This is a genomic window from Streptomyces europaeiscabiei (assembly GCF_001550375.1).
In the GTDB taxonomy this organism is placed as follows: Bacteria; Actinomycetota; Actinomycetes; order Streptomycetales; family Streptomycetaceae; genus Streptomyces; species Streptomyces europaeiscabiei.
The window spans coordinates 93,142-113,058 of record NZ_LRTR01000688.1; the positions used below are offsets into that span (position 1 = coordinate 93,142).

Annotated in this window: 20 protein-coding genes; 10 read left to right on the forward strand and 10 right to left on the reverse strand. The window is 71.3% G+C overall.

Translation table 11 applies throughout. The features are described 5' to 3' along the window. Positions 1–86: 86 nt before the first annotated feature. Positions 87–1,133 (reverse strand): helix-turn-helix transcriptional regulator, encoded by a 1,047-nt coding sequence (locus AWZ10_RS34535; RefSeq protein WP_060892974.1) that lies wholly within the window; start codon positions 1,131–1,133, stop codon positions 87–89. Positions 1,134–1,196: 63 nt separating this feature from the next. On the opposite strand from AWZ10_RS34535, the gene AWZ10_RS34540 reads away from it, so the two are divergent. Together AWZ10_RS34540 and AWZ10_RS51800 are read left to right on the forward strand one after the other, a co-directional pair. Then, a complete protein-coding gene (locus tag AWZ10_RS34540; RefSeq protein ID WP_060892975.1) occupies positions 1,197–2,342 on the forward strand; it encodes an epoxide hydrolase family protein in 1,146 nt (381 codons plus the stop codon). Between the two features lie 88 nt (positions 2,343–2,430). Next, on the forward strand, positions 2,431–2,568 hold the full coding sequence (locus AWZ10_RS51800; RefSeq protein ID WP_159015072.1) for a hypothetical protein: 138 nt from the start codon (positions 2,431–2,433) through the stop codon (positions 2,566–2,568). 83 nt (positions 2,569–2,651) lie between these two features. Here AWZ10_RS51800 and secD read toward each other — a convergent pair whose 3' ends face one another. The 4 genes from secD to AWZ10_RS34555 all read right to left on the reverse strand — a co-directional run bounded on the left by secD (position 2,652) and on the right by AWZ10_RS34555 (position 7,105). Then, positions 2,652–4,889 (reverse strand): protein translocase subunit SecD, encoded by a 2,238-nt coding sequence (gene secD / locus AWZ10_RS34545; protein WP_060892976.1) that lies wholly within the window; start codon positions 4,887–4,889, stop codon positions 2,652–2,654. Positions 4,890–4,953: 64 nt separating this feature from the next. After that, complete coding sequence (locus AWZ10_RS51805) at positions 4,954–5,358, reverse strand: hypothetical protein (RefSeq protein ID WP_159058447.1); 405 nt, start codon at positions 5,356–5,358, stop codon at positions 4,954–4,956. Between the two features lie 131 nt (positions 5,359–5,489). Next, complete coding sequence (locus AWZ10_RS34550) at positions 5,490–6,155, reverse strand: response regulator (protein WP_046705351.1); 666 nt, start codon at positions 6,153–6,155, stop codon at positions 5,490–5,492. Next, positions 6,152–7,105, reverse strand: a complete 954-nt coding sequence (locus AWZ10_RS34555; protein WP_046705352.1) for a HAMP domain-containing sensor histidine kinase — start codon at positions 7,103–7,105, stop codon at positions 6,152–6,154. The genes AWZ10_RS34550 and AWZ10_RS34555 overlap by 4 nt, the downstream gene beginning before the upstream one ends. A gap of 388 nt (positions 7,106–7,493) precedes the next feature. On the opposite strand from AWZ10_RS34555, the gene AWZ10_RS34560 reads away from it, so the two are divergent. From AWZ10_RS34560 to AWZ10_RS34580, 5 genes are all read left to right on the forward strand, one after another. Continuing rightward, a complete protein-coding gene (locus AWZ10_RS34560) occupies positions 7,494–7,820 on the forward strand; it encodes a TraR/DksA family transcriptional regulator (protein WP_046709761.1) in 327 nt (108 codons plus the stop codon). 50 nt (positions 7,821–7,870) lie between these two features. Next, the gene (locus AWZ10_RS34565; RefSeq protein WP_060892977.1) at positions 7,871–8,245 is read left to right on the forward strand and encodes a TraR/DksA family transcriptional regulator; all 375 of its coding nucleotides are present in this window, start codon (positions 7,871–7,873) and stop codon (positions 8,243–8,245) included. Then, on the forward strand, positions 8,242–9,054 hold the full coding sequence (locus AWZ10_RS34570) for a rod shape-determining protein (protein ID WP_060892978.1): 813 nt from the start codon (positions 8,242–8,244) through the stop codon (positions 9,052–9,054). The genes AWZ10_RS34565 and AWZ10_RS34570 overlap by 4 nt, the downstream gene beginning before the upstream one ends. Positions 9,055–9,124: 70 nt before the next feature. Beyond that, positions 9,125–9,748: an Rv1733c family protein gene (locus AWZ10_RS34575; protein WP_046708533.1), complete on the forward strand. Its 624-nt coding sequence runs from the start codon at positions 9,125–9,127 to the stop codon at positions 9,746–9,748. Between the two features lie 105 nt (positions 9,749–9,853). Further along, positions 9,854–10,642 carry an SGNH/GDSL hydrolase family protein gene (locus tag AWZ10_RS34580; RefSeq protein WP_046708534.1) on the forward strand — a complete coding sequence of 263 codons (789 nt, stop codon included), beginning with the start codon at positions 9,854–9,856 and terminating at the stop codon, positions 10,640–10,642. 83 nt (positions 10,643–10,725) lie between these two features. On the opposite strand, the gene AWZ10_RS34585 is transcribed toward AWZ10_RS34580, so the two are convergent. The 5 genes from AWZ10_RS34585 to AWZ10_RS34605 form a co-directional block, all read right to left on the reverse strand. Beyond that, positions 10,726–11,571, reverse strand: coding sequence for a carbohydrate ABC transporter permease (locus AWZ10_RS34585; protein WP_046708535.1), 846 nt, complete (start codon positions 11,569–11,571; stop codon positions 10,726–10,728). Further along, positions 11,568–12,923 (reverse strand): ABC transporter permease, encoded by a 1,356-nt coding sequence (locus tag AWZ10_RS34590; RefSeq protein ID WP_046708536.1) that lies wholly within the window; start codon positions 12,921–12,923, stop codon positions 11,568–11,570. Before AWZ10_RS34590 ends, AWZ10_RS34585 begins: the two co-directional genes overlap by 4 nt. Positions 12,924–12,928: 5 nt before the next feature. Next, a complete protein-coding gene (locus AWZ10_RS34595) occupies positions 12,929–14,257 on the reverse strand; it encodes an ABC transporter substrate-binding protein (RefSeq protein ID WP_046708537.1) in 1,329 nt (442 codons plus the stop codon). Between the two features lie 62 nt (positions 14,258–14,319). After that, a complete protein-coding gene (locus AWZ10_RS34600; protein ID WP_240439344.1) occupies positions 14,320–16,002 on the reverse strand; it encodes a glycoside hydrolase family 13 protein in 1,683 nt (560 codons plus the stop codon). A gap of 161 nt (positions 16,003–16,163) precedes the next feature. Next, positions 16,164–17,429, reverse strand: coding sequence for an ABC transporter substrate-binding protein (locus AWZ10_RS34605; protein ID WP_060892979.1), 1,266 nt, complete (start codon positions 17,427–17,429; stop codon positions 16,164–16,166). Between the two features lie 124 nt (positions 17,430–17,553). Here AWZ10_RS34605 and AWZ10_RS34610 point away from each other — a divergent pair, with 124 nt between their 5' ends. The 3 genes from AWZ10_RS34610 to AWZ10_RS34620 all read left to right on the forward strand — a co-directional run. Next, on the forward strand, positions 17,554–18,072 hold the full coding sequence (locus AWZ10_RS34610) for a PadR family transcriptional regulator (protein WP_046702626.1): 519 nt from the start codon (positions 17,554–17,556) through the stop codon (positions 18,070–18,072). Continuing rightward, entirely contained in the window at positions 18,069–18,815 is a 747-nt protein-coding gene (locus tag AWZ10_RS34615; RefSeq protein ID WP_060892980.1) for an ABC transporter ATP-binding protein, read from the forward strand. Before AWZ10_RS34610 ends, AWZ10_RS34615 begins: the two co-directional genes overlap by 4 nt. 3 nt (positions 18,816–18,818) lie before the next feature. Next, on the forward strand, positions 18,819–19,917 hold a 1,099-nt coding region (locus tag AWZ10_RS34620; RefSeq protein WP_279616659.1), incomplete at its 3' end, for an ABC transporter permease.

Consider the following 19,917-nt stretch of genomic DNA (forward strand, 5'->3'; position numbering starts at 1 on the left):
GCCGAGCCGCGACCTGCGTCGATCACCAGAGGGGGCGGCCGAGGGTACGGAGAAGGTCGCAGACCTTGTCCGTGGCCTCGGCCCCGCTATGCCAGATCGTCCGGTTCGCCAGTGGTCGAGCCGGTTGACGCCAGTCCCCGGGGCGCCCGCAGGGTGGCCTCGCCCCGGTGGACGGGTGGTGTCGAGCGGGCGTAGCGGTCCGCGAGCCGGCGGATGTGGTCGACGAGTTCCGCGGGCTCGGTGACGTCGAAGTCGAAGTCGAGCATGCCCAGGTAGGCAGCGAGTGTCTGTACCGTGTCGGCGCCGGTGGTCAGGACGCAGGTGTCGGCGTCGAGGGCCTGGACCGCGCCGACGGCGGGGTTGATCTGCTCGATCACCGCCGTCGCCGGCGCGTGGACGGTCACTCGCGCGTGATGACGCCATGCCGCGCTCGACACCCGTAGGGAGACGTACGCGGTGATGTCGCCGCCGGGTGCTTCGCGCGGGGTGAAGCGCGGTCCGGTCGGGGTCCGCGGCTGGATCCGGTCGATCCTGAAGGTCCGCCAGTCCTCACGTTCGACGTCCCACGCCACCAGGTACCAACGCCGGCCCCAGTTCACCGCCCGGTACGGCTCCACGATGCGCCGACTGGGAGTGCCTGCGTGGTCCAGGTAGTCGAAGCGCAGTCGTTCCCGGTCACGGCAGGCGGACACCAGGGTGGTGAGGACGTCCGCGGAGACGGTCGGGGCAGGCCGGTCGGCCGGCACGGCCACGGTGAACGCCTGCAGTGCCCGCACCCGTCGGCGCAGCCGCGAAGGCAGTACCTGCTCCAGTTTGGCCAGCGCCCGCAACGAGGTCTCCTCGGTGCCGGGAACGGCGCCCTGCGCGGCGGTGCGCAGCGCGATGGTTGCCGCGACGGCCTCCTCGTCGTCGAGGAGCAGCGGCGGCATCGCCGCTCCGGCGCCGAGTCGATAGCCACCGGCGGATCCACGGGTGGCGTCGACGGGATAGCCGAGTTCACGCAGTCGGTCGATGTCGTTGCGTACGGTGCGGCCGCTCACCTCCAGGCGCTCGGCGAGTTCGGACCCCGGCCAGGCTCGCGGGGTCTGCAGCAGGGAGAGCAGGCGCAGCAACCGCGCGGAGGTGTCCAGCATGGAGTCCAGCCTGTGGCGTCATTAGGAACGGAACGTGCCTATATCGAGAATACTGTTTCACCCATGGAGACCAGCAGCAGCACCGACGCCCGGATCCACCCGTACCGCATCGACGTCCCGCAGGACGAGCTCGACGACCTGCGCGACCGGCTGGCCCGTACCCGCTGGGGCAGCGAGATCCCCGGCGTCGGCTGGAGCCGGGGTGTGCCCACCGACTACCTGAAGGCCCTGGCCGCGTACTGGGCCGATGGTTTCGACTGGCGCAAGGCGGAGGCGGAGCTCAATGAGTTTCCCCAGTTCACCACCGAGATCGATGGGCAGAACATCCACTTCCTGCACGTCCGTTCGCAGAACCCGGCGGCCGTTCCGCTGCTTCTGCTGCATGACTGGCCGTGCTCGTTCGTGCAGTTCGTCGAGGTCGTCCGGCCGCTGGCGGAGGACTTTCACGTCGTCGTGACCTCCACTCCCGGCACCGGCTTCTCCGGTCCGCTCGGCGAGACCGGCTGGAACACGGGCCGCATCGCGGCCGCGTTCGTCGAGCTGATGGATCGGCTCGGTTACCGCACCTACGGTGTTCAGGGCACGGGCGGTGGTGCCTGGCTGGCCGCCGAGATGGGGCGGCAGGCACCCGACCGGGTCGCCGGCATCCACGTCAACGGTCTGCTCACCTTTCCCTCCGGGGACCCCGCCGAGTTCGAGGGGCTGAGCGGACCGGAGCAGGAGCGGCTGGCGCGGCTGGAGAACTTCCAGCAGGACATGATGGGCTTCAACGCCATCCAGTCCACCCGCCCGCAGACCCTCGCCTACGGTCTGCACGACTCACCGGTCGGCCAGCTCGCCTGGATCGTGGAGAAGTTCAAGGAGTGGACGGACGCCGCCGCCGAACTCCCCGAAGACGCCGTGGGCCGTGACCGCCTGCTGACGAACGTCAGCGTCTACTGGTTCAGCGGCACGGCCGGTTCGTCGGCCAACCTGTACTACGAGACGGCCCACGACGCGACCGCCTGGGCTCCGAAGGCACGCGGTACCGTCCCGACCGGTGTGGCCGTCGCCCTGAGCACCGACATCGCCGTCCGTCGATTCGCCGAGCGCGAGCACAACATCACTCACTGGAGCGAGCTGGAGCGCGGGGGCAACTTCCTCGCTCTGGAGCAACCGGAGGCCTTCGTCACCGATGTCCGTGCCTTCTTCGGCACACTCGGCACCTGACACGGTTGCCACGGTGAGGCCCGGGCACCCCCAGCCGCTGATGCGCCGTGCGGGCACTGCCCGGGCCCAACCGCTCAGTCGAGCCCCCGTGCACGGTGACGGGCCCGTCACCGTGCAGGCGTACCCCGGCGGCCACTTCCACCTCGTCGACCGGTCGCCCGAGGTGGTCCGCATGATCGCCGGGATCCTCACCGCGGCACGGCCCACCGCACCCTCCGGAGCGTGAGGTGACCGGCCTGCCCGGCCGCCTCACGCTGTCCGGCACACCCGCCCGACGCCCCCATCACGTCACCCCGGACCGGCACAACCTCAGTGGCGGCGTCTGTGGAGTTCGATGGCGAGTGGGGTGGCGGTGAACATGGAGGAATAGGTGCCCACGGCGACGCCGATCAGCAGGGCGAGGGCGAAGTCGGCGAGGGAGTCGCCTCCGAGGACGGCCAGGGCGGTGAGGATGAAGGCGGCGCCCATGCCGGTGTTGACGGTGCGGGGCAGAGTCTGCAGCAGAGCCCGGTTGGCGAGGACCGCGAAAGGTGCCGTGCGGTCGCTGCGGCTCAGGTCCCTGATGCGGTCGAAGACGACGACGGAGTCGTTGACCGAGTAGCCGACGACGGTGAGGAGAGCGGCGAGAAATACGCCGTCCACTGGCTTGCCCAGCCAGGCGAAGACCCCGATCAGGATCACCACGTCGTGGGCGAGGGCGGCCACGGCGGAGGTGCCGAACAGCCAGCGGAAGCGGGCCGCGAGGTAGAGCAGCTGGGCGCCGAGGGCGACGACGAGGGCGATGAGTGCGCCGTGCCGCAACTCCTTGCCGAGGCTGGGGCCGATGGCTTCGTCGCGGAGCTTGTCGGCGTGGTCGGTCAGCGTGCCGATGGTGTCGGTGACGGCGGCCGCTTGCGCGTTGGTGAGCTGGTCGGTGCGGACGGTGAGCCGGGTGTCGCCGGAGGTCTGGACGACGGCTCGGGGGAAACCGGCGTCGGCGAGGGCGGTGCGCGCCCGGTCGGGGTCGACGGGGGTGGCGGTGGTGTACTCGATGAGGCGGCCCCCGGTGAACTCGACACCGAAGTCCAGACCGCGCACGGCGATCCCGGCCGCGGCCAGGGCCAGGGCCGCGGCTGAAGCGGCCAGCCACCGCCGGGGCCGGCGCAGCAACTGCGGTTGAGTGCGCGTGAGGCGGTCGCGGACGGTGCCGGTGTGAGCGATGCCCGTCAGGCGTGGGCGGCGGCGGAGCCGGCGCCGCGAGGCGGCATGGTCGGCGAGGACACGGGTGACGACCAGGGCGCTGAACATGGAGGCGAGGACGCCGATCCCCAGTGTGACGCCGAAACCGCGCACGGGTCCGGAGGCGAGGAAGAACAGCAGGCCGGCGGCGATGAGGGTAGTGATGTTGGAGTCGGCGATCGCGCTGAAGGCGCCGCGGAATCCCGCGGTCAGGGCCGAGCGCGGGCTGGGCCGGTGGCGGGAGGCGTACTCCTCGCGGGCCCGTTCGAAGACCAGGACGTTGGCGTCGACCGCCATACCGATCGCCAGGACGAACCCGGCGAGGCCGGGAAGGGTGAGGGTGGCGCCCAGGGCGGCCAGGGCGGCGTAGGAGATCAGGCCGTAGCAGGCCAGCGCCACGGTGGCCAGAACGCCCATGATCCGGTAGACGGCGATGATGAACAGCGCGGTCAGCGCGGTGCCCACCGCGGCGGCCCAGGCGCTGGCGGTGATGGCCTGGGCTCCGAGGGTGGGGCCGACGGTGCGCTGCTCGACGCTCTCCACGGGGACGGGCAGGGCGCCGCCGTTGATGAGCAGGGCGAGTTCCTTGGCTTCGTCGGCGCCGAAGGATCCGGTGATCTGTGTGGAGCCACCGCTGATGCCCGAGTCGCAGGCGACCGAGGGATCGATCTGGGGCGAGGAGATGATCTTGTCGTCGAGGACGATGGCGATCCGTCGGGACGGGTCCCCCGCCGGGGCACAGGCGGCCTGGCCGGTCAGGCGGGCCCAGCCGTCGCGCCCTGCTCCCTTGAAGTCGACGGTCACGTGCCATCCGGCGCCGGCCTGCTGGTCGAGCCGGGCGGCGGCTTCCTTGACGTTCTGACCCGTCAGTGAGGCCGCCGCGAGGCGCAGGTTCTGGCCGGTCTCATCGGACAGAACCTGCGGGCGCGGCCGTTTCGGCAGCGGTTCGTCCTGGTTGTCGGCACTGGTCGTCGTGCCGAGGACCTGGTGGAAGGTGAGTTGGGCGGTGCGGCCGAGGACATCGGCGGCCTCGGCCGGGTCCTGCACTCCGGGCAGTTCGACGACGATCCGGTTGCTGCCGGAGCGCGCGAGGGTGGGTTCGGCGACGCCCAGTGCGTCGATGCGGCCGCGCAGTACCTCCAGGGTGCGGTCGGTTGCTTCGCTGACGGCGTCAGCGGTGGCGGTGGCGGTGGGGCGGGTTTCCAGCACGATCTGCGTGCCGCCACGCAGATCGAGTCCGAGGTGGACGGGGACGGTGAGGGCGATGAACAGCGACAGGGCGACAGCGGCGAGGGCGAGCAGCCCTCGGATGCGCAGGGCGCGGGTCAAATGGGGCCTCCGGCAGGCACACCGCAGCCAGGCATGACCGCGGTCGACGGAAAGAGAGGGAAGCTCAGGTGCCTGATGGTGGAGGGGGCGCCCGCCCCTGGTGACGGCCCGTCGAGTGAGGGGTGGCCGGTGGGCTCACCGCGGCCGGCGACGCGGTGTGGACGGGCGACGGCGGGCTGACGGGCCTGCAGGATGAGGCGACGGTGGCCGTGCTCGGTGGTGAGAGCCGCTCGCCGGGAACATCGCGAGGGCTTCGGAGCAGGGCGGCGCAGTGGCCGTCGTCCGCCCGGGTTCCGCCGACCGCCTGCACGGCCTCGGTGGCCGACGCCACGCGGTCCGGCATGCGGGGTGCGGTGCTGCCGTACGAAGACGGAAGGAACAGCGCGGTGAGGACGGCGAGAAGGACGGCGATCAGCGCTGCCGGACCGAGGTCACCCCTGCGGGGGACGGTGAGCAAGCCGCGTGCCATGCGCCGTCCCCTTCTTTATGTCGGTGGTCCATCAGTACGAACGGCTGTGCCTGGCCTCAGAGTTCCGGCTGTGGAGGCTGTGGAGCGGGCGGCCGGGACATCGAGGCGGTCACGAGGGTCCGAGAGCGGCGTCAGGGTTCGATGAGGCCGGCGCGGATGGCGTAGCGCGTGAGTTCCAGGCGGTCCCGCAGGCCGAGTTTGTGCAGCAGGTTCGCCCGGTGCCGGTGGACGGTCTTGATGCTGATGAAGAGCATCTCGGCGATCTCCTTGGAGGAGTGTCCCTCGGCGACGAGCTTGAGCACCTCCTCTTCCCGCGGGGTGAGGATCTGGTCGGGTGGCTCATCGCCGTGGCGGACACGGTCGAGGTAGTTGCGGATGAGGGCGGTGACCGCGCCCGGGTAGAGGAAGGGCTCGTCGCGCATGGCGGCCCGGCAGGCGGCCACCAGGTCACGGTCGGCGACCGACTTCAGCACGTAGCCGCTGGCGCCCGCCTTCAGCGCCTGGAAGAAGTACTGCTCGTTGTCGTGCATGGTCAGCATCAGCACCCGCAGGTCAGGCTTCAGCGCGATCAGTTCGCGGGCGGCCTGCAGGCCGGTCATCCGGGGCATGGCGATGTCCAGCACGGCGAGATCGACGTCGTGGGTGCGGGCCAGTGCGATGGCCTCAGCGCCGTCTCCGGCCTCGGCGACGACCTGGAGGTCCGGCTCCCCGTCGAGGATGAGCCGCACACCGCGCCGTACCAGCGCATGGTCGTCGGCGAGGAGGATGCGGATCAGGGGCGGGTCGGTCGTGGTCATGGCTGCTTCCTGGGAACGGGTACGGTCAGCCGGACCTGTGTACCGGCCTGCGGCTGGGAGGTGACGTCCAGCGTGGCCCCGATGAGCAGGGCCCGCTCACGCATCCCGCGAATCCCCGCGCCTTCCCGGGCCACCCCGGTCCCCCGGCCGTCGTCCGCGACGGCCAGCACCACCGTGCCATCGGCCGGTGACAGACTCACCTCCACCCGGCCGGCCTCGGCGTGGCGGGCGGCGTTGGTCAGGGCCTCCTGCGCGACCCGGTACAGCACCAGTTCGGTCTCCTGATCCAGTTCGGGCAGGCCGCCGTCAAAACGGCGCACGACGCGCAGCCCGGTGTGCGTGGCGAACTCGGTGGTCAGCGAGGTCAGGGCGCTGACCAGCCCGAGATCCTCCAGGACGCCGGGCCGCAGCCGACGCACCAGGCGGCGGACCTCGTCCAGGCTCTCCCGGGTGATCTCCTGGGCCTGGTGCAGCTCACCGCGCAGGGGTTCCTCGGCGTCGTCCGCCGCCCGCTTCAGCCCCAGCAGGACAGCGGTCATGCTCTGGCCCACCTCGTCGTGCAGTTCCTGGGCGATACGGCGCCGCTCGTCCTCCTGCGCGAGCAGCGCGCGGGCGCTGCTCGATGCCCGCTCGTGTTCGAGTCTCTCCAGCATGGCGTTGAAGGTGCTGATCAGCTCGGCGGTCTCACCCCGGCCGCGCTCCGGCAGCCGCTGACCGGGCCGCAGGAGATCAACCGTGGTCATGAGCTTCGTCAGCCGGTCCAGTGGGGCGAGCCCGATCCGCAGCAGGGCGGCGTTGGCGATCAGCATGACGACCAGGCCGGCCACGAGGATGATCGCCTCGGTCAGCACCACGGGGACGGAGACGGTCACCGGAGCCCACAGCAGCAACGCGGTCGCGGTCCCCAGCACCACGGCGTTGAGAGCGAAGATCCGCCAGAACAGGGACACCGCGATGACGCCTTCCTTCGTGTGACACGGCCTTGCTACACGGCTTTCGTCTTACCCGCGATCGTTTCCGCGGTCGTTTCCGCGGTCGTTTCCGCGGTCGGCGTGGACCCGAGCATGCGCCGCGCCCCACCGCTTCGGACCGGCCTCCTGCAAGCCTGCCCGCACTCGGGTGGTTCCGTCGATGGGCTCCAATGCCCATTTCCGCCGCCCCGCCTGCCCACGCCACGGTAGGCCGTCGAACGAACGCAAATGGGTATTGCGCCCGATGGGTTTCGCGCCGCGCATCGGCCACGGTGAGGTCATGCCCCACCCACCATGACCCCCAGCCACCCCGTTCCCCGACACTCCCCCCTCGCCGCCACCCATCCTCTGCAAGACAGGACCCGTCATGTCGCTCGATATGCCCCGGACCGAACCCCGACTCGGGCGTCTGCCCGCCCACGAGGCCCGGCAGCGCCTCGAACACGAACGCAACACCCGCCTGACGCAACTGCAGGCCATCGCCGAGGCCGGGCACGACGCGGAGGAGCATCTGATGTCGGCGCAGAGGGGCACCATCGAGCGGGTCCTCAAGGAGATCGACGCCGCCTGCGCCCGAATCCAGGACCGCAGTTACGGCACCTGCCAGGGCTGCTCCAAGCCCATCCCGATCGAGCGCCTGGAAATCCTGCCCTACACGCGGTTCTGCGTCCCCTGTCAGCGCGACGCCGCCTGACGAACCGCCCGCCCAGTCTCTCAAGTCTCCCTGCCTGCCCAAGGGGTGAAGTGGTGAACCAGCAGATCATCGGCGCACGCGGCACGACCCTGTCGAGCGAGGACCTCGCCGCGCTGCGCGAAAACCTGCACGAGCAGCGCCTGTTCCGACAGGAACAGGTCCAGCAGCTCACGGCCACGGCCGTGCCCCGTACCGAGGCGCTGCTCGACCGGCAGGCCTCCTCGCAGACCGAGGTCCGCGTCAAACTCGCCGCGTCCGCCCGCATGGTCCTCGCCGACGTCGAAGCAGCCCTCCAGCGCATGGACCAGGGCCACTACGGCACCTGCCATCTGTGCCGCAGACCCATCGACCGTGAGCGCCTGATGATCGTGCCGCAGGCCCGCTACTGCGCCCGCTGCCAGCACCTCAGAGAGGCCGACCGGTGACCACGACCCGCCGCCCTCGCTCCGCCGGGCCCCGGCACCGGCCGTGGCCCGGGTGCCGGCAGTGCCGGGGCATCGCCCTCGACCTGGGCAGCGCCCGCACCCGCGCCTGGAGTTCCGGCAACGGACTGGTCTTCGACGTACCCACGGTGGCCTTCGGGAACGGGACCGTCCATCCCGTCCAGCGCGGCGCCATCGTCGACACCGCCGCGGTCGCCCGGATGCTCGACCGTCTGCTCGGCCACCGGCTGCCCCGCTCGACCCGCCCCCTGCTCATCCTGACCACACCCGCCCTGGGGACGGTCGCCTTCCGCACCGAAGCCCGCGCCGCGGCCGAGATTCTGCGGCCGCACACCGTCCTCACCGTTCCCGCCGCACGCGCCGTGGCCGTCGCCGCGGACGCCGACCTGGCCCGGCCCCTGCTCGTGGTCGACATCGGCGCCCACGTCACCGACGTCGTCCTTCTCGACGACGGCGCCGTGACCGACGCCCACCGCACCACCCTGGGCACCAGCGACATGGACCGCCTCGCCCCGGCCACGCGGATCACCGACGCGATCGTCGGCATGGTGACCGCCATGCGGGAACAGGACCACACGTCCCGGACACACGACGCGCTGCGGCGGGGCGTACTGCTGGCCGGCGGCGGCGCGCTGCGCCCCCACGTCGCCCCCCGTCTCGCCGAACTGCTGCGCGTCCCCGTCAAGCCCGTTCCCACTCCGCACACGGCAGCCGTCCGGGGCGCCGCCACCCTCCTGCGAGCCGTCCACAACCACCCCTGCACCACCCCGCCCCCCGTACCACCGCGTTGACCGCGCCCCCGTCCCCACCGGTTCCGGCAGGTCAGCGGCATGGGCCGCCTCCGACGCGGAAGGAGACACCGTGGCCCGCACGACACGCTCGGACCAGCCGCCCCCTGAACGGCTTCCACGCGTCCTGCTGTGGCGATGGCGGCGCAACCCTCTGCGCCGCCGCACCGACCTTGCGCAGGCGTGGATCGCCCTCGGCCTCTTCCTCGCCGTCCTGACCGCCGCCCCCGCCGTCCTGTTCCTGGCCGGCGACGCCGCCCACCGGCACCACAGGCAGGCCGCCCAGCACCAGGCCGCCCACCGGCACCACACCAGCGCCGCCCTCGTCCACGACGCCCCCCGTCATCCGGAACCGGGATCCGAGGAGGCGAAGAGGGCCCTGTACCCGGTCACCGTCCGCTTCTCCGACCCCCGGGGCGAGATCCGCACCGACGAGGCCGAGGTCGAGGCCTCGCTGCCGGCGGGCAGCACGATCCGCGTATGGATCACCGCCGAAGGAGAGATCACCGACCCGCCCCTGACCCAGGACCAGATCCGCAACCGCACCGTGGTCCACGCCGTCCTCGCCGCGCTCACCGTGCCCCTCCTCGCGGCCGCCGCGTACGGCTACGCCGGCCGCCGCCTGGAACGACGCAACCTCGCCCGATGGGACACGGCCTGGGCCCGGACCGCCCCCCGGTGGACCTCACCCACATGAAACGCCGTCCACCGGACACGTCGGGCGCATGCCGCTCAGCGGTCACGACAGGTCGTGTTCGGCGTGCCTGCCCTGCCGTCGAGGCGATTGCGTAGGCTTCTCGCCATGACCGCTCCGCATCCCTACCGGCGCTACGTGGCGATCGGCGACAGCATGACCGAAGGCCTCGGCGACCCCGACCCGGCGGGCGGACACCGGGGATGGGCCGACCGGCTGGCCGAAGCCCTGGCGGGGCAGGAACCGAGCCTCGCGTACGCCAACCTCGCCGTACGCGGCAGGACGGCCGCACAGATCAGGGCCGAACAGCTGGGCCCGGCACTGGAGTTGCAGCCGGACCTGGTGACCGTCATGGCCGGTATGAACGACCTGGTGCGGTCCGGCTTCGACGCCGCGTCGGTCGTCGCCGACATCGAGGAGATGTTCGCCCGTCTCACCGAGTCCGGCGCCCAGGTCGCCACCGTGACCTTCCCGGACCTGGGCAAGGTCTCACCGCTCGCGCGCCGGGTGCTCCCCCGCATCCTCGACCTCAACACCCGCCTGCGCGCCACCGCGGAGCGGCACGGCGTCCTCGTCCTGGACGTCTTCGCGCACCCGGTCACCACCGATCCGCGGCTGTGGGCCGACGACCGGCTGCACGCGAGCCCGCTGGGCCACGCGAGGATCGCTTCCGGCATGGCCCACACGCTCGGCCTGCCGGGCCACGGCAACTGGGCCGAGTCACTGCCGCCCCGGCCTCCCGTCCCCGCCCTGCGGGCCGTCGGCGTCGAGGTGCGCTGGGCCGTGGACTTTCTCGGGCCGTGGCTGTGGCGGCGACTGCGCGGACGGTCGTCGGGCGACGGCTGCTCGGCGAAGAGGCCGCAGCCGGGTCCGGTGAAGCTCCAGGACGCGGCCTGAGTCCGGAGCTTCACCCGTCCGGCGCCAGAGCTGTCCGGCGCCTGAGCTGTCCGGCGCCTGAGCTGTCCGGGATGTCGCCTGCCCTACTTCACTGATCCCGCCATGACCCCCTGCACGAAGTGCCGCTGGAACGCGAAGAACACGGCCACCGGCACGATCAGGGACAGGAACGCACCCGGCGCGAGCACATCGATGTTGCTGCCGAACTGCCGTATCTGTGACTGCAGTTCCACCGTGAGGGGCTGTGCCGAGCTGTCCGCGAACAGCAGCGCCACCAGCATGTCGTTCCACACCCACAGGAACTGGAAGATGGCGAGGCTCGCGAGGGCGGGCCGCCCCACCGGCAGGACGAGCCGTGTGAAGATGCGCCACTCGCCGCCCCCGTCCATACGGGCCGCCTCCAGCATCTCCCGCGGTATCTCGGCGAAGTAGTTCCGCAGCAGGAAGATCGCGAACGGCAGTCCGTACGAGACGTGGAAGAGGACGACGCCCGGGATCGTGCCGAACAGCCCCAGCTGGCCGAAGAGTTTGGCCACCGGCAGCAGACCGATCTGCACCGGCACCACCAACAGGGCGACCACCAGCAGGAAGAGCGCGTCCCGGCCGGGGAAGTCCAGCCAGGCGAAGGCGTATCCGGCGAGCGCGGCGATCACCACGACAAGTACGGTCGTGGGCACCGAGATCAGCACGGTGTTCCAGAACGCCTGGGTGATGCCGGCGTTCCCCAGCAGCGCCGAGTAGTTGTCGAAGGACAACCCGCCGGGACTGGTGAGCACCGTCCACCAGCCGCCTCTGGCCGTGTCCTCGGTTGACCGCAGGGACGACAGGAGCAGTCCGGCGAGCGGGGTGAGCCAGATCAGCCCGACGAGCACGAGGAAGGCCTGGACGAGGCCGCTGCCGAGCGCCCGCCTGAGCGCGTTGACCTTCATCGCTGACTCCCTCGGAAACGGCGGACGTTGAAGACCATGGCGGGGACGACGAGCAGCAGGAGCAGTACGCCGAGCGCGCTGCCGAGTCCCTGGTCGTTGCCGCCGCCGAACGACACCAGCCACATCTGGGTGGCCAGCACGGTGGCGTCCTCCTGCACGGGTCCGGGCGCGATGACGTACACAAGGTCGAAGACCTTCATCACGTTGATGACGAGGGTCACGAAGACCACGGTCAGTACGGGTGCCAGCAGCGGCACGGTGATCCGGCGGAACACCTGCCACTCGTTGGCGCCGTCCATGCGCGCCGCCTCCAGCGTGTCCCTCGGCAGCGTCGACAGGCCCGCGCCGATCAGCACCATCGCGAAGCCGGTCCAGATCCACAGGTACGCCCCGATGATCGCCGGGGTCACGAGCGCCGGGCCGAGCCAGGAGACGCCCTCGTAGGGCGGGGCGAAGTTCGAGCCGGGAAGCGTGACGGTGTACGAGCCCGCCTTCAGGCTCTGGAAGCGGAAGGAGCCGTCGGCCGCGGTGGTGGTGCTCGCGACCGTCTTCCCGTCGCGCACCGCCTCGACCTTCATCTCCGGCAGTCCGCTCTCCCGGCGGTCCACCGCGCCCTGCTTCCCTCCCCCACCGGGCGTGAAGTCCAGGTAGACGACGCCGCGCAGTTCGTCGCGGCCCGCCTCGCGTGCGGCGGCCGCGTGGGCGGGTTCCGCACCCTGGACGTCCTTGGGCGCGACGCCGACCAGGCCGAGAGCGAGCGTGTCACCGGGTGACACGCTCGTGGTCGTACGGTACGAGCCGTCGCCACCGGCGGTGAGGCCCTGGCCGTCACGGGCGCGGGCCGTGGGGTAGGAGGAGCTGCCCTGGAAGGCGTCGTGGATGCCGACCACCGCCGCGTTCAGGACGCCCTTGTCGGGGTCCTCGTCGTAGGCGAGCCGGAAGATGATGCCGGCGGCCAGGAAGGAGACGGCCATGGGCATGAAGAGCAGCAGCTTGAACGCGGTGGCCCAGCGGATCTTCTCGACGAGCACGGCGAGGATCAGCCCCAGCCCCGTGAGCAGGGCGGGTGCCACGACGACCCAGACGGTGGTGTTGCGGACGGCTTTGAGGGTGGCCGGGTCGCGGAACATCTCGGTGTAGTTGGCGCCGCCCACGAACCGCGTCCCGGAGGCGTCGAAGAAGCTGCGGCCGACCGAGAACAGGACCGGGTAGAGGACGAGGGCGCCGAGCAGGAGCAGCGCGGGGAAGACGAAGAGGAGGGCGATGATCCTGCCCCGCCGCCGGGCGCGCCGCTGGGGGGCGGCGGTTTTGGCGGCGGGCGGACCGCCCACGTTCGTGAGCGTGGCGGTCATCGCGGTCAGTCCTTGTAGGCCTTGGCCGCGGCGGTCTCCAGCTGCGCCGCGGTCGCCTTCGGGTCGGACGGGTCGCGCAGGAAGTCCTGGAGGATCTTCCACTCCCCCGCGCCCTTGGTGCCGCCGAACGAGGCCGGGGCCTGGTCGGACATGTCGAAGCGGACCGAGTCCCCGGCGGCTATGAGGGACTTGGCGGTGGTGCGGGTGACGTCGTCGCCGTAGGAGGTGAGGTCGAGCTTCTTGTTCGGGGAGAGGAAGCCCCCCGTCCCGGCCCATACGGCGGCGGCCTCGGGGGTGGCCAGGTACTCCAGGAGGGCCATGCCCGCCTTGGTGTCCTTGCCGTCCTTGAGGACGACGGCCGCGTCACCGCCGCTGACCACGGGCGCCTCGCCGCCGCCGACCGGCGGGAACGGGAAGAAGTCCGCGTCCTCGCCGATCTTCCGGCCGAACTGGTCCTTGGCGACGCCGGCGACGAAGTCGCCCTCGTAGACCATGCCGGCCTCCGGCTCGGGTCCGAAGACCTTCTCGACGGAGCCGGGGAAGTCGGTGTTGAGGGCGCCCTTCTGCCCGCCCGCCAGAAGCTGCTTGTCCTGGAAGAGCTCGCCGAGGGTGGTGAGCGCGTCGACGACGCTCTGATCGGTCCACTTCAGCTTGTGGGCGGCGAGGGCGTCGTACTTCTCGGGGCCGGCCTGGGAGAGGTAGACGTTCTCGAACCAGTCGGTGAGTGTCCAGCCGTCCTGGCCCGCGACGGAGAAGGCGGCGAGGCCCGAGTCGGAGACGGTCCGTCCGGCCTTGAGCATCTCGTCGTACGTCTTCGGCGGCTGGACGCCGGCCTGGTCGAGGGCGTCGGGGCTGTACCAGACGGTCGACTTGTGGGCGGCCTTGAAGTACAGGCCGTAGAGGGTGCCGTCGACGCTGCCGTAGTCCTTCCACACGCTCGCGTAGTTGGCGCCGACGGACTTCTCGGTGGTCGCGGACAGAGGCTTGAGCCACCCGTTCCCGGCGAACTGCTGGAGCACGCCGACCTGCGGGACCATGACCACGTCGGGGGCGTTGCCGCCCTCGATCTTGCTGCCGACGACGGTGGAGACGTTGTCGCCGGTGGAGACGAACTGGGTCTTGGCGCCGGTCTTCTCGGTGAAGGCGTCCAGCACCTTCTGGAAGTTCTTCTGCTCACTGCCGGACCAGACACCGGCCACGGAGACGGTCTGACCGCTGAGCGCCTTGTCGCCGCCGCCCGCGGAGACGGGGTCGCCGCCTCCGCAGGCGGTCGCGCCGAGTGTCAGGGCGAGGGCGGTACAGCCCGTGAGCAGGGGGGTACGTCGTCGCATCATCGTTGATGTCCCTTCGGGGAGGGTGATTGACGGGGTGGGGAGGTGTGGGGCGGTGTGGGGCTTCAGGAACCGGTGTCGTCGCCGGTCCACCAGGCGGCCGTGGAGCCGGGGAGCACCCCGGCCGGGCAGGGGCCGCTGGACAGCAGGGGGGTGCCGGGGGCGGGCGCCGGGGCGGGTGCCGTACCGAAGTTGACGGCGCAGACCAGGCCGTCGTCGCGGACGAAGCCGAGGACGCCGGGCCGGGTGTCCAGCCAGCGCAGCGAGCCCTCGCCGAGCTGCGGCAGCGCGGCCCTCAGCTGGAGTCCGTCGCGGTACAGGTGCCAGAAGGAGCGGGTGTCGGCGAGGGCGCGGTCGGTGGCGTACTCGGCGAAGTACTCGGGCTGGGGCAGCCAGGGCTTGGCGCCCTCGACGCCGGAGGTGAAACCGAACGGCGAGGCCTGCCCGGACCACGGCAGCGGGACCCGGCAGCCGTCGCGGATGCGGGCGCGGCTGCCGGTGCGGCGGAAGATCGGGTCCGTGAGCACGTCGTCGGGCAGGTCGACGACCTCGGGCAGGCCCAGCTCCTCGCCCTGGTAGATGTACGCGGCTCCGGGCAGCGCCAGCATCAGCAGGGCTGCGGCGCGGGCGCGGGCGGCGCCGAGGCCGCTGCCCTCGACGGCGGGCTCGCCGTAGCGGGTGACCGTGCGGACCTGGTCGTGGTTGTTGAGGACCCAGGTGACGGTCGAGCCCGTGCCGGCGATGTCCTGCATGGCCTCGGTGATGGTCTTGCGGAAGGCGTCGGCGTCCCAGGACGCGCTCAACAGGTCGAAGAAGAAGGCCTGGTGCAGTTCGTCGGGGCGGACGTACTTCGCGTGTTCGCGTGCGGTCGGGACCGAGACCTCGCCGACCAGGAGCCGCTCGCGGCCGTCGTGTGCCGTGTACTCCTCGCACACCGTCCGCCAGTGCCGCCACACCTCGTGCACCTCGGGCTGGTTCCAGGCGAGCGGGTTGACCGAGTCGCGGGTGCGGGCGTCCGCCTCGGGGTCGGGCGAGTCGGGCAGGCCGGGGTGTTTGAAGAGGCCGGCGGCGACGTCGATGCGGAAGCCGTCGACGCCCCGGTCGAGCCAGAAGCGCAGGACCCGGTCGAAGTACGCGCCGACCTCGGGTTCGCGCCAGTTCCAGTCGGGCTGCTCGGGCGTGAACATGTGCAGGTACCACTGGCCCGGACGGCCGTCGGCCTCTGTGACGCGGGTCCAGGCCGGGCCACCGAACATGGCGTGCCAGTTGTTGGGCGGCTCGGCCCCGTCCGGTCCCCGGCCGTCGGCGAAGTGGAAACGGGACCGTGCCGCGCTGCCCGGCGCCGAGGCCAGCGCCTCGCGGAACCACGGGTGCGCGCTGGAGCAGTGGTTGGGGACGATGTCGAGCAGCACCTTGACGCCCAGCCGCCGGGCGGCCGCCACCAGCAGGTCGAACTCGGCGAGGTCGCCGAAGAGCGGGTCGACGTCGCAGTAGTCGGCGACGTCGTAGCCGTGGTCGTGCTGCGGCGAGGGGAAGAAGGGACTGAGCCAGATCCCGTCGACGCCCAGCTTCCTGAGGTACGGCAGTCCGGCCCGGACCCCGGCGAGATCGCCGACGCCGTCACCGGTGCTGTCCAGGAAGCTGCGGACGTACACCTGGTAGATCACTGCGTCACGCCACCAGTGGTGCGTGTCGATGTGCTGGGAGCTCACCCGTTGACCTGTCTGTGCGAGCTGACGGTTATGCATGCATGTTAGGTAGACATGTCGCGGAGGTGTCAACGAGTAGACGCAAGCTACTGCGGAGTTGGCCAGCCAAATACAGACTTAATGGGGCATCACGACGCGACATGAGATGGTCGCGTTACCTAACATGTAAGTAGGTGGGCCCAGAGGAACAGGGAGAAGGACTAGCCCCGGGAGATCGCCGCGAGCTCGCGGGCCAGTCGTCGCGCCGCCGACCGGGGCGACTGCCGCCCGGTCATCGCATCGTGGACGACCGCCTGTACGACCATGCTGACCTGGTCGTAGCGCGGGCTCTCGGGGCGCGGTGCGGCTGCGAGGACGCTCGCGCGCAGGGTCGGCAGGTACGGGAACTCCCGCACCAGTTCCGGGTCCCCGTACAGCTCCGCGCGTACGGGAGGCAGCGCGCCCCGGGTGAGGACCTTCCGCTGGACGGGCTCGCTGGTGAGGTACGCGATCAGGCGCGCGGCGGTGTCGGGGTGCTCGGCGTGCGCGTTGACCGCCAGGTTGGAGCCGCCCAGCACACTGGTTCCGGGCCCGTCCGGACCCGGCAGCGGTACGGCGCCGATCTTCCCGGCGACCACGGAGCCCTCGGCGGAGGCACTGACGTACGCGTAGGGCCAGTTGCGCAGGAAGAGCAGCCTGCCGTCCTGGAAGGCCTGCTTGGACTCCTCCTCCTTGTACTCCAGCGCCTCCTTGGATATCCAGCCCTCACGTACGCCGCGGGCGAGGAACCCGATGCCCTCGCGGGCGGCCGAGCCGACGGTGACGCGTTCGCCCTCGTCACCGAGGATCGTGCCGCCGGCCGAGTACACGGCCTCGGCCGCGTTGACGGTGAGGCCCTCGTAGGGCAGGAACTGGCCCGCGTAGCCGTCGAGTCCGTGCCTGGGCGCGACGGTCTTCGCGTAACGCTCCAGTTCGGCCCAGGTGCGGGGCGGCGGGACGCCTTCCTCGGCGAGGACGTCCTTGCGGTAGAGGAGCAGGCCGGCGTTGGTGACGTACGGGACCGCGTACAGCTGTCCGTCGTACGTCGCCGTGTCCACGACCGGCGGGAGGAAGCTGTTCAGCGGGAAGCGGTTCCTCGGCAGCGGGCGGATCCAGCCGGCGGCGGCGAACTCCGAGGTCCAGGTGACGTCGATGTTGAGCACGTCGAAACGGCCGCGTTCACCCCCGCGCAGATCGGTGATCATCTGGGCGCGGGTCTCGTCGGCGGAGTCCGGCAGCTCGACGAGGGTGACCTTCTCCCCGGGGTGTGCGCGGTTCCAGCCCGCGAGGAGCGGGCCGAGATAGCCGGTGAGGTCGCCCGCGGTGGCGAGGGTCAGCGGTCCACGGCCCTTCAGTCCGCCGTCGGCCTGAGCGCCGTACGCCCCGTAACCGGCCAGAACGACCGCGAGGACGAGAAGGCCCCTACCGGCGGCGCGCATCCACCGCATAGGTTCCTCCCTGTACACCGGCACCGGGCACCTTCGCCCGGAGTCAGAGGCCATGTATACCTGTTAGGTATGGGCGATACTAGGGCCTGGAACACAATACGAGGCTGCGAGGAGGACAGCTCGAGTGCGCCTGCCCCTCCTGGCCCTGCTGGCGCGCGGCCCGGCCCATGGCTACGAGCTCAAAGGGGACCTTGAGCAACTCCTGGGCGCCGCGTACCCTCAGCCGAACATCGGCCAGATCTATGTGACCCTCGGCCGCCTCGAGAAGTCGGGACTGATCGAGGGCGAGGAGGTCGAGCAGTCGAGCCGGCCCAACAAGAAGATCTACCACCTCACCGATGCCGGGCAGGAGGCGCTGCGCGCCTGGTTCGAGGAGACGGCGGACGAGCCGCGGGTCCGGGACGAGTTCTTCATGAAGCTCGCGCTCGCCCAGCAGACCGGACTGGCCGACCAGATCGCCCTGATCAACAAACAACGGCGCCACTATCTGAACACCATGCGCAACCTGTCGAAGCTCTCCACGGCCGAGAACAACCGGGACAACCGCATCTCCCGGCTGCTGATCGAGGGTGCCATGCTGCACCTCCAGGCCGACCTCGACTGGCTGGAGCGCTGCCAGGAGGAACTGGAGGAGCCCCGGTGAGCGACGCCCCCATTCCTGTGCTGCGGGCCGAGAACCTCGTCAAGACCCACCACGGACAGGGCGCGCCCGCCCACGCCGTACGCGGAGTGGACCTGTGCGTGCGGCCCGGCGAGTTCGTGGCCGTGACCGGTCCGTCCGGCGCGGGCAAGTCGACGCTGCTGCATCTGCTCGGCGGACTGCAGCGGCCGGACAGCGGCAGCATCTGGCTGGACGGCGAGCGCACGGACGCCTACAGCGAGGCGCGATGGGCCGTCGAGCGTCGCCGCCGTATCGGCATCGTCTTCCAGTTCTTCAACCTGGTCTCCAACCTGTCGGTCGCCGACAACGTGGAACTGCCCGCGCTGCTCGCCGGAGTCTCCGCCAAGCGGGCGCGCGCCGAACGTGAGGAGCTGCTGGCCGAGCTGGGACTCACGGGCAAGGAACGGAGCATGCCGGGCGAACTCTCCGGCGGCGAGCAGCAGCGGGTCGCCCTCGCCAGGGCCCTGGTCAACCGTCCACCGCTGCTGCTGGCCGACGAGCCCGCGGGCAGCCTGGACAGCAAGGGCACCCGCGAGGTGACGCGGGTGTTGTCCCGTTTCCACCAGCGTGGTCAGACGATCATCCTGGTCACGCACGACGCACGACTGGCGAGTGCGGCCGACCGGGTCATCAGCTTCTTCGACGGCCGCATGGCCGACGACGTCGAGCTGGACGGCACACCGGCCGGCGCGGGGGTACCCGCCGTGCTGGAGCTGAAGGACTGACCGATGCGAGCCACTTTGCGCTGGGCGCACTCGGACCTGCGGACCCATCGGGGCGAGGCGCTGTTCCTCGTCCTCGCCACCGCCGGCATCGTCACCTCCCTCCTGCTGGCGGCGGCGCTCTTCGGCTACGCGACCAACCCCTGGCAGCGCGTCTTCACGCAGTCCCGGGGCGCACACGTGTGGATCCACACCGCCCCCTCCGCCCAGGCATCCGAGCTCGCCGGGCTGGGCGGGCTGGAGGGCGTCGAGTCCGTCGCCGGCCCGTACCCCACCTCCGTCGGCACGGTCGCCTCCCGCGGCACCCGTGCCTCGGTCGAGCTGCGGGGCATGGAGGAACGCCCCGCCACCGGCCGCCCCCTGCTCACCTCCGGTCGCTGGCTGGACCCCGGCAGGCCCGACGGGGTGGTGCTGGAGAGCAGCCTCGCCCGCGCGCTGCTCGCCGGGCCCGGCGACGTGCTGACCCTGACCGGCGACACCGCGACGCTGACCGTCCTGGGCGTCGCCGACAGCGCCGAGCCCGGCTACCGCAAGGGCGAGCGGCCGGGGCTGGTCTGGGTTGCGCCGACCGCCCTGCCGCACTCCGTGTCCGGCGACGGCCAGGTGATCGGGCTGCGGCTGACCGACCCCGCCGACACCGACTACGCCGTGCAGCGTGCCGTCACCCTCCTCGGTGCCGGTGCCGTCAGCGAGGTCTCCTCCTGGCAGCAGGCGCGGGCCGAGGCGCAGGGCGACGACCGGCTGCTCGGCCAGGTACTGGGACTCTTCGGGCTCGGCGCGCTGGTCGCCGCCGGGCTCGCCGTGCACGGGGCGATCGACACCCGTGTCCGAGGACATCTGCGGGACATCTCGATCCTGAAGGCCATCGGTTTCACGCCGAGCCAGGTGGTGCGCGTCTTCCTGCTCCAGCACCTCGCCTACGCCCTGCTGGGAGCCGGGGCAGCGGCGGCGCTCATGCAGGCACTGGGCCCCCGGACGCCGGGGCGCCTCGGCGACGCGGTCGGTGTGTGGCAGGGGCTGCCGGGGCAGACGGTGGCTCTCGTCGCGGTGCCGGTGGCGGTGGCGCTGTTCATCGGGGCGACCACCGGGCTCGCGGCCTGGCGGG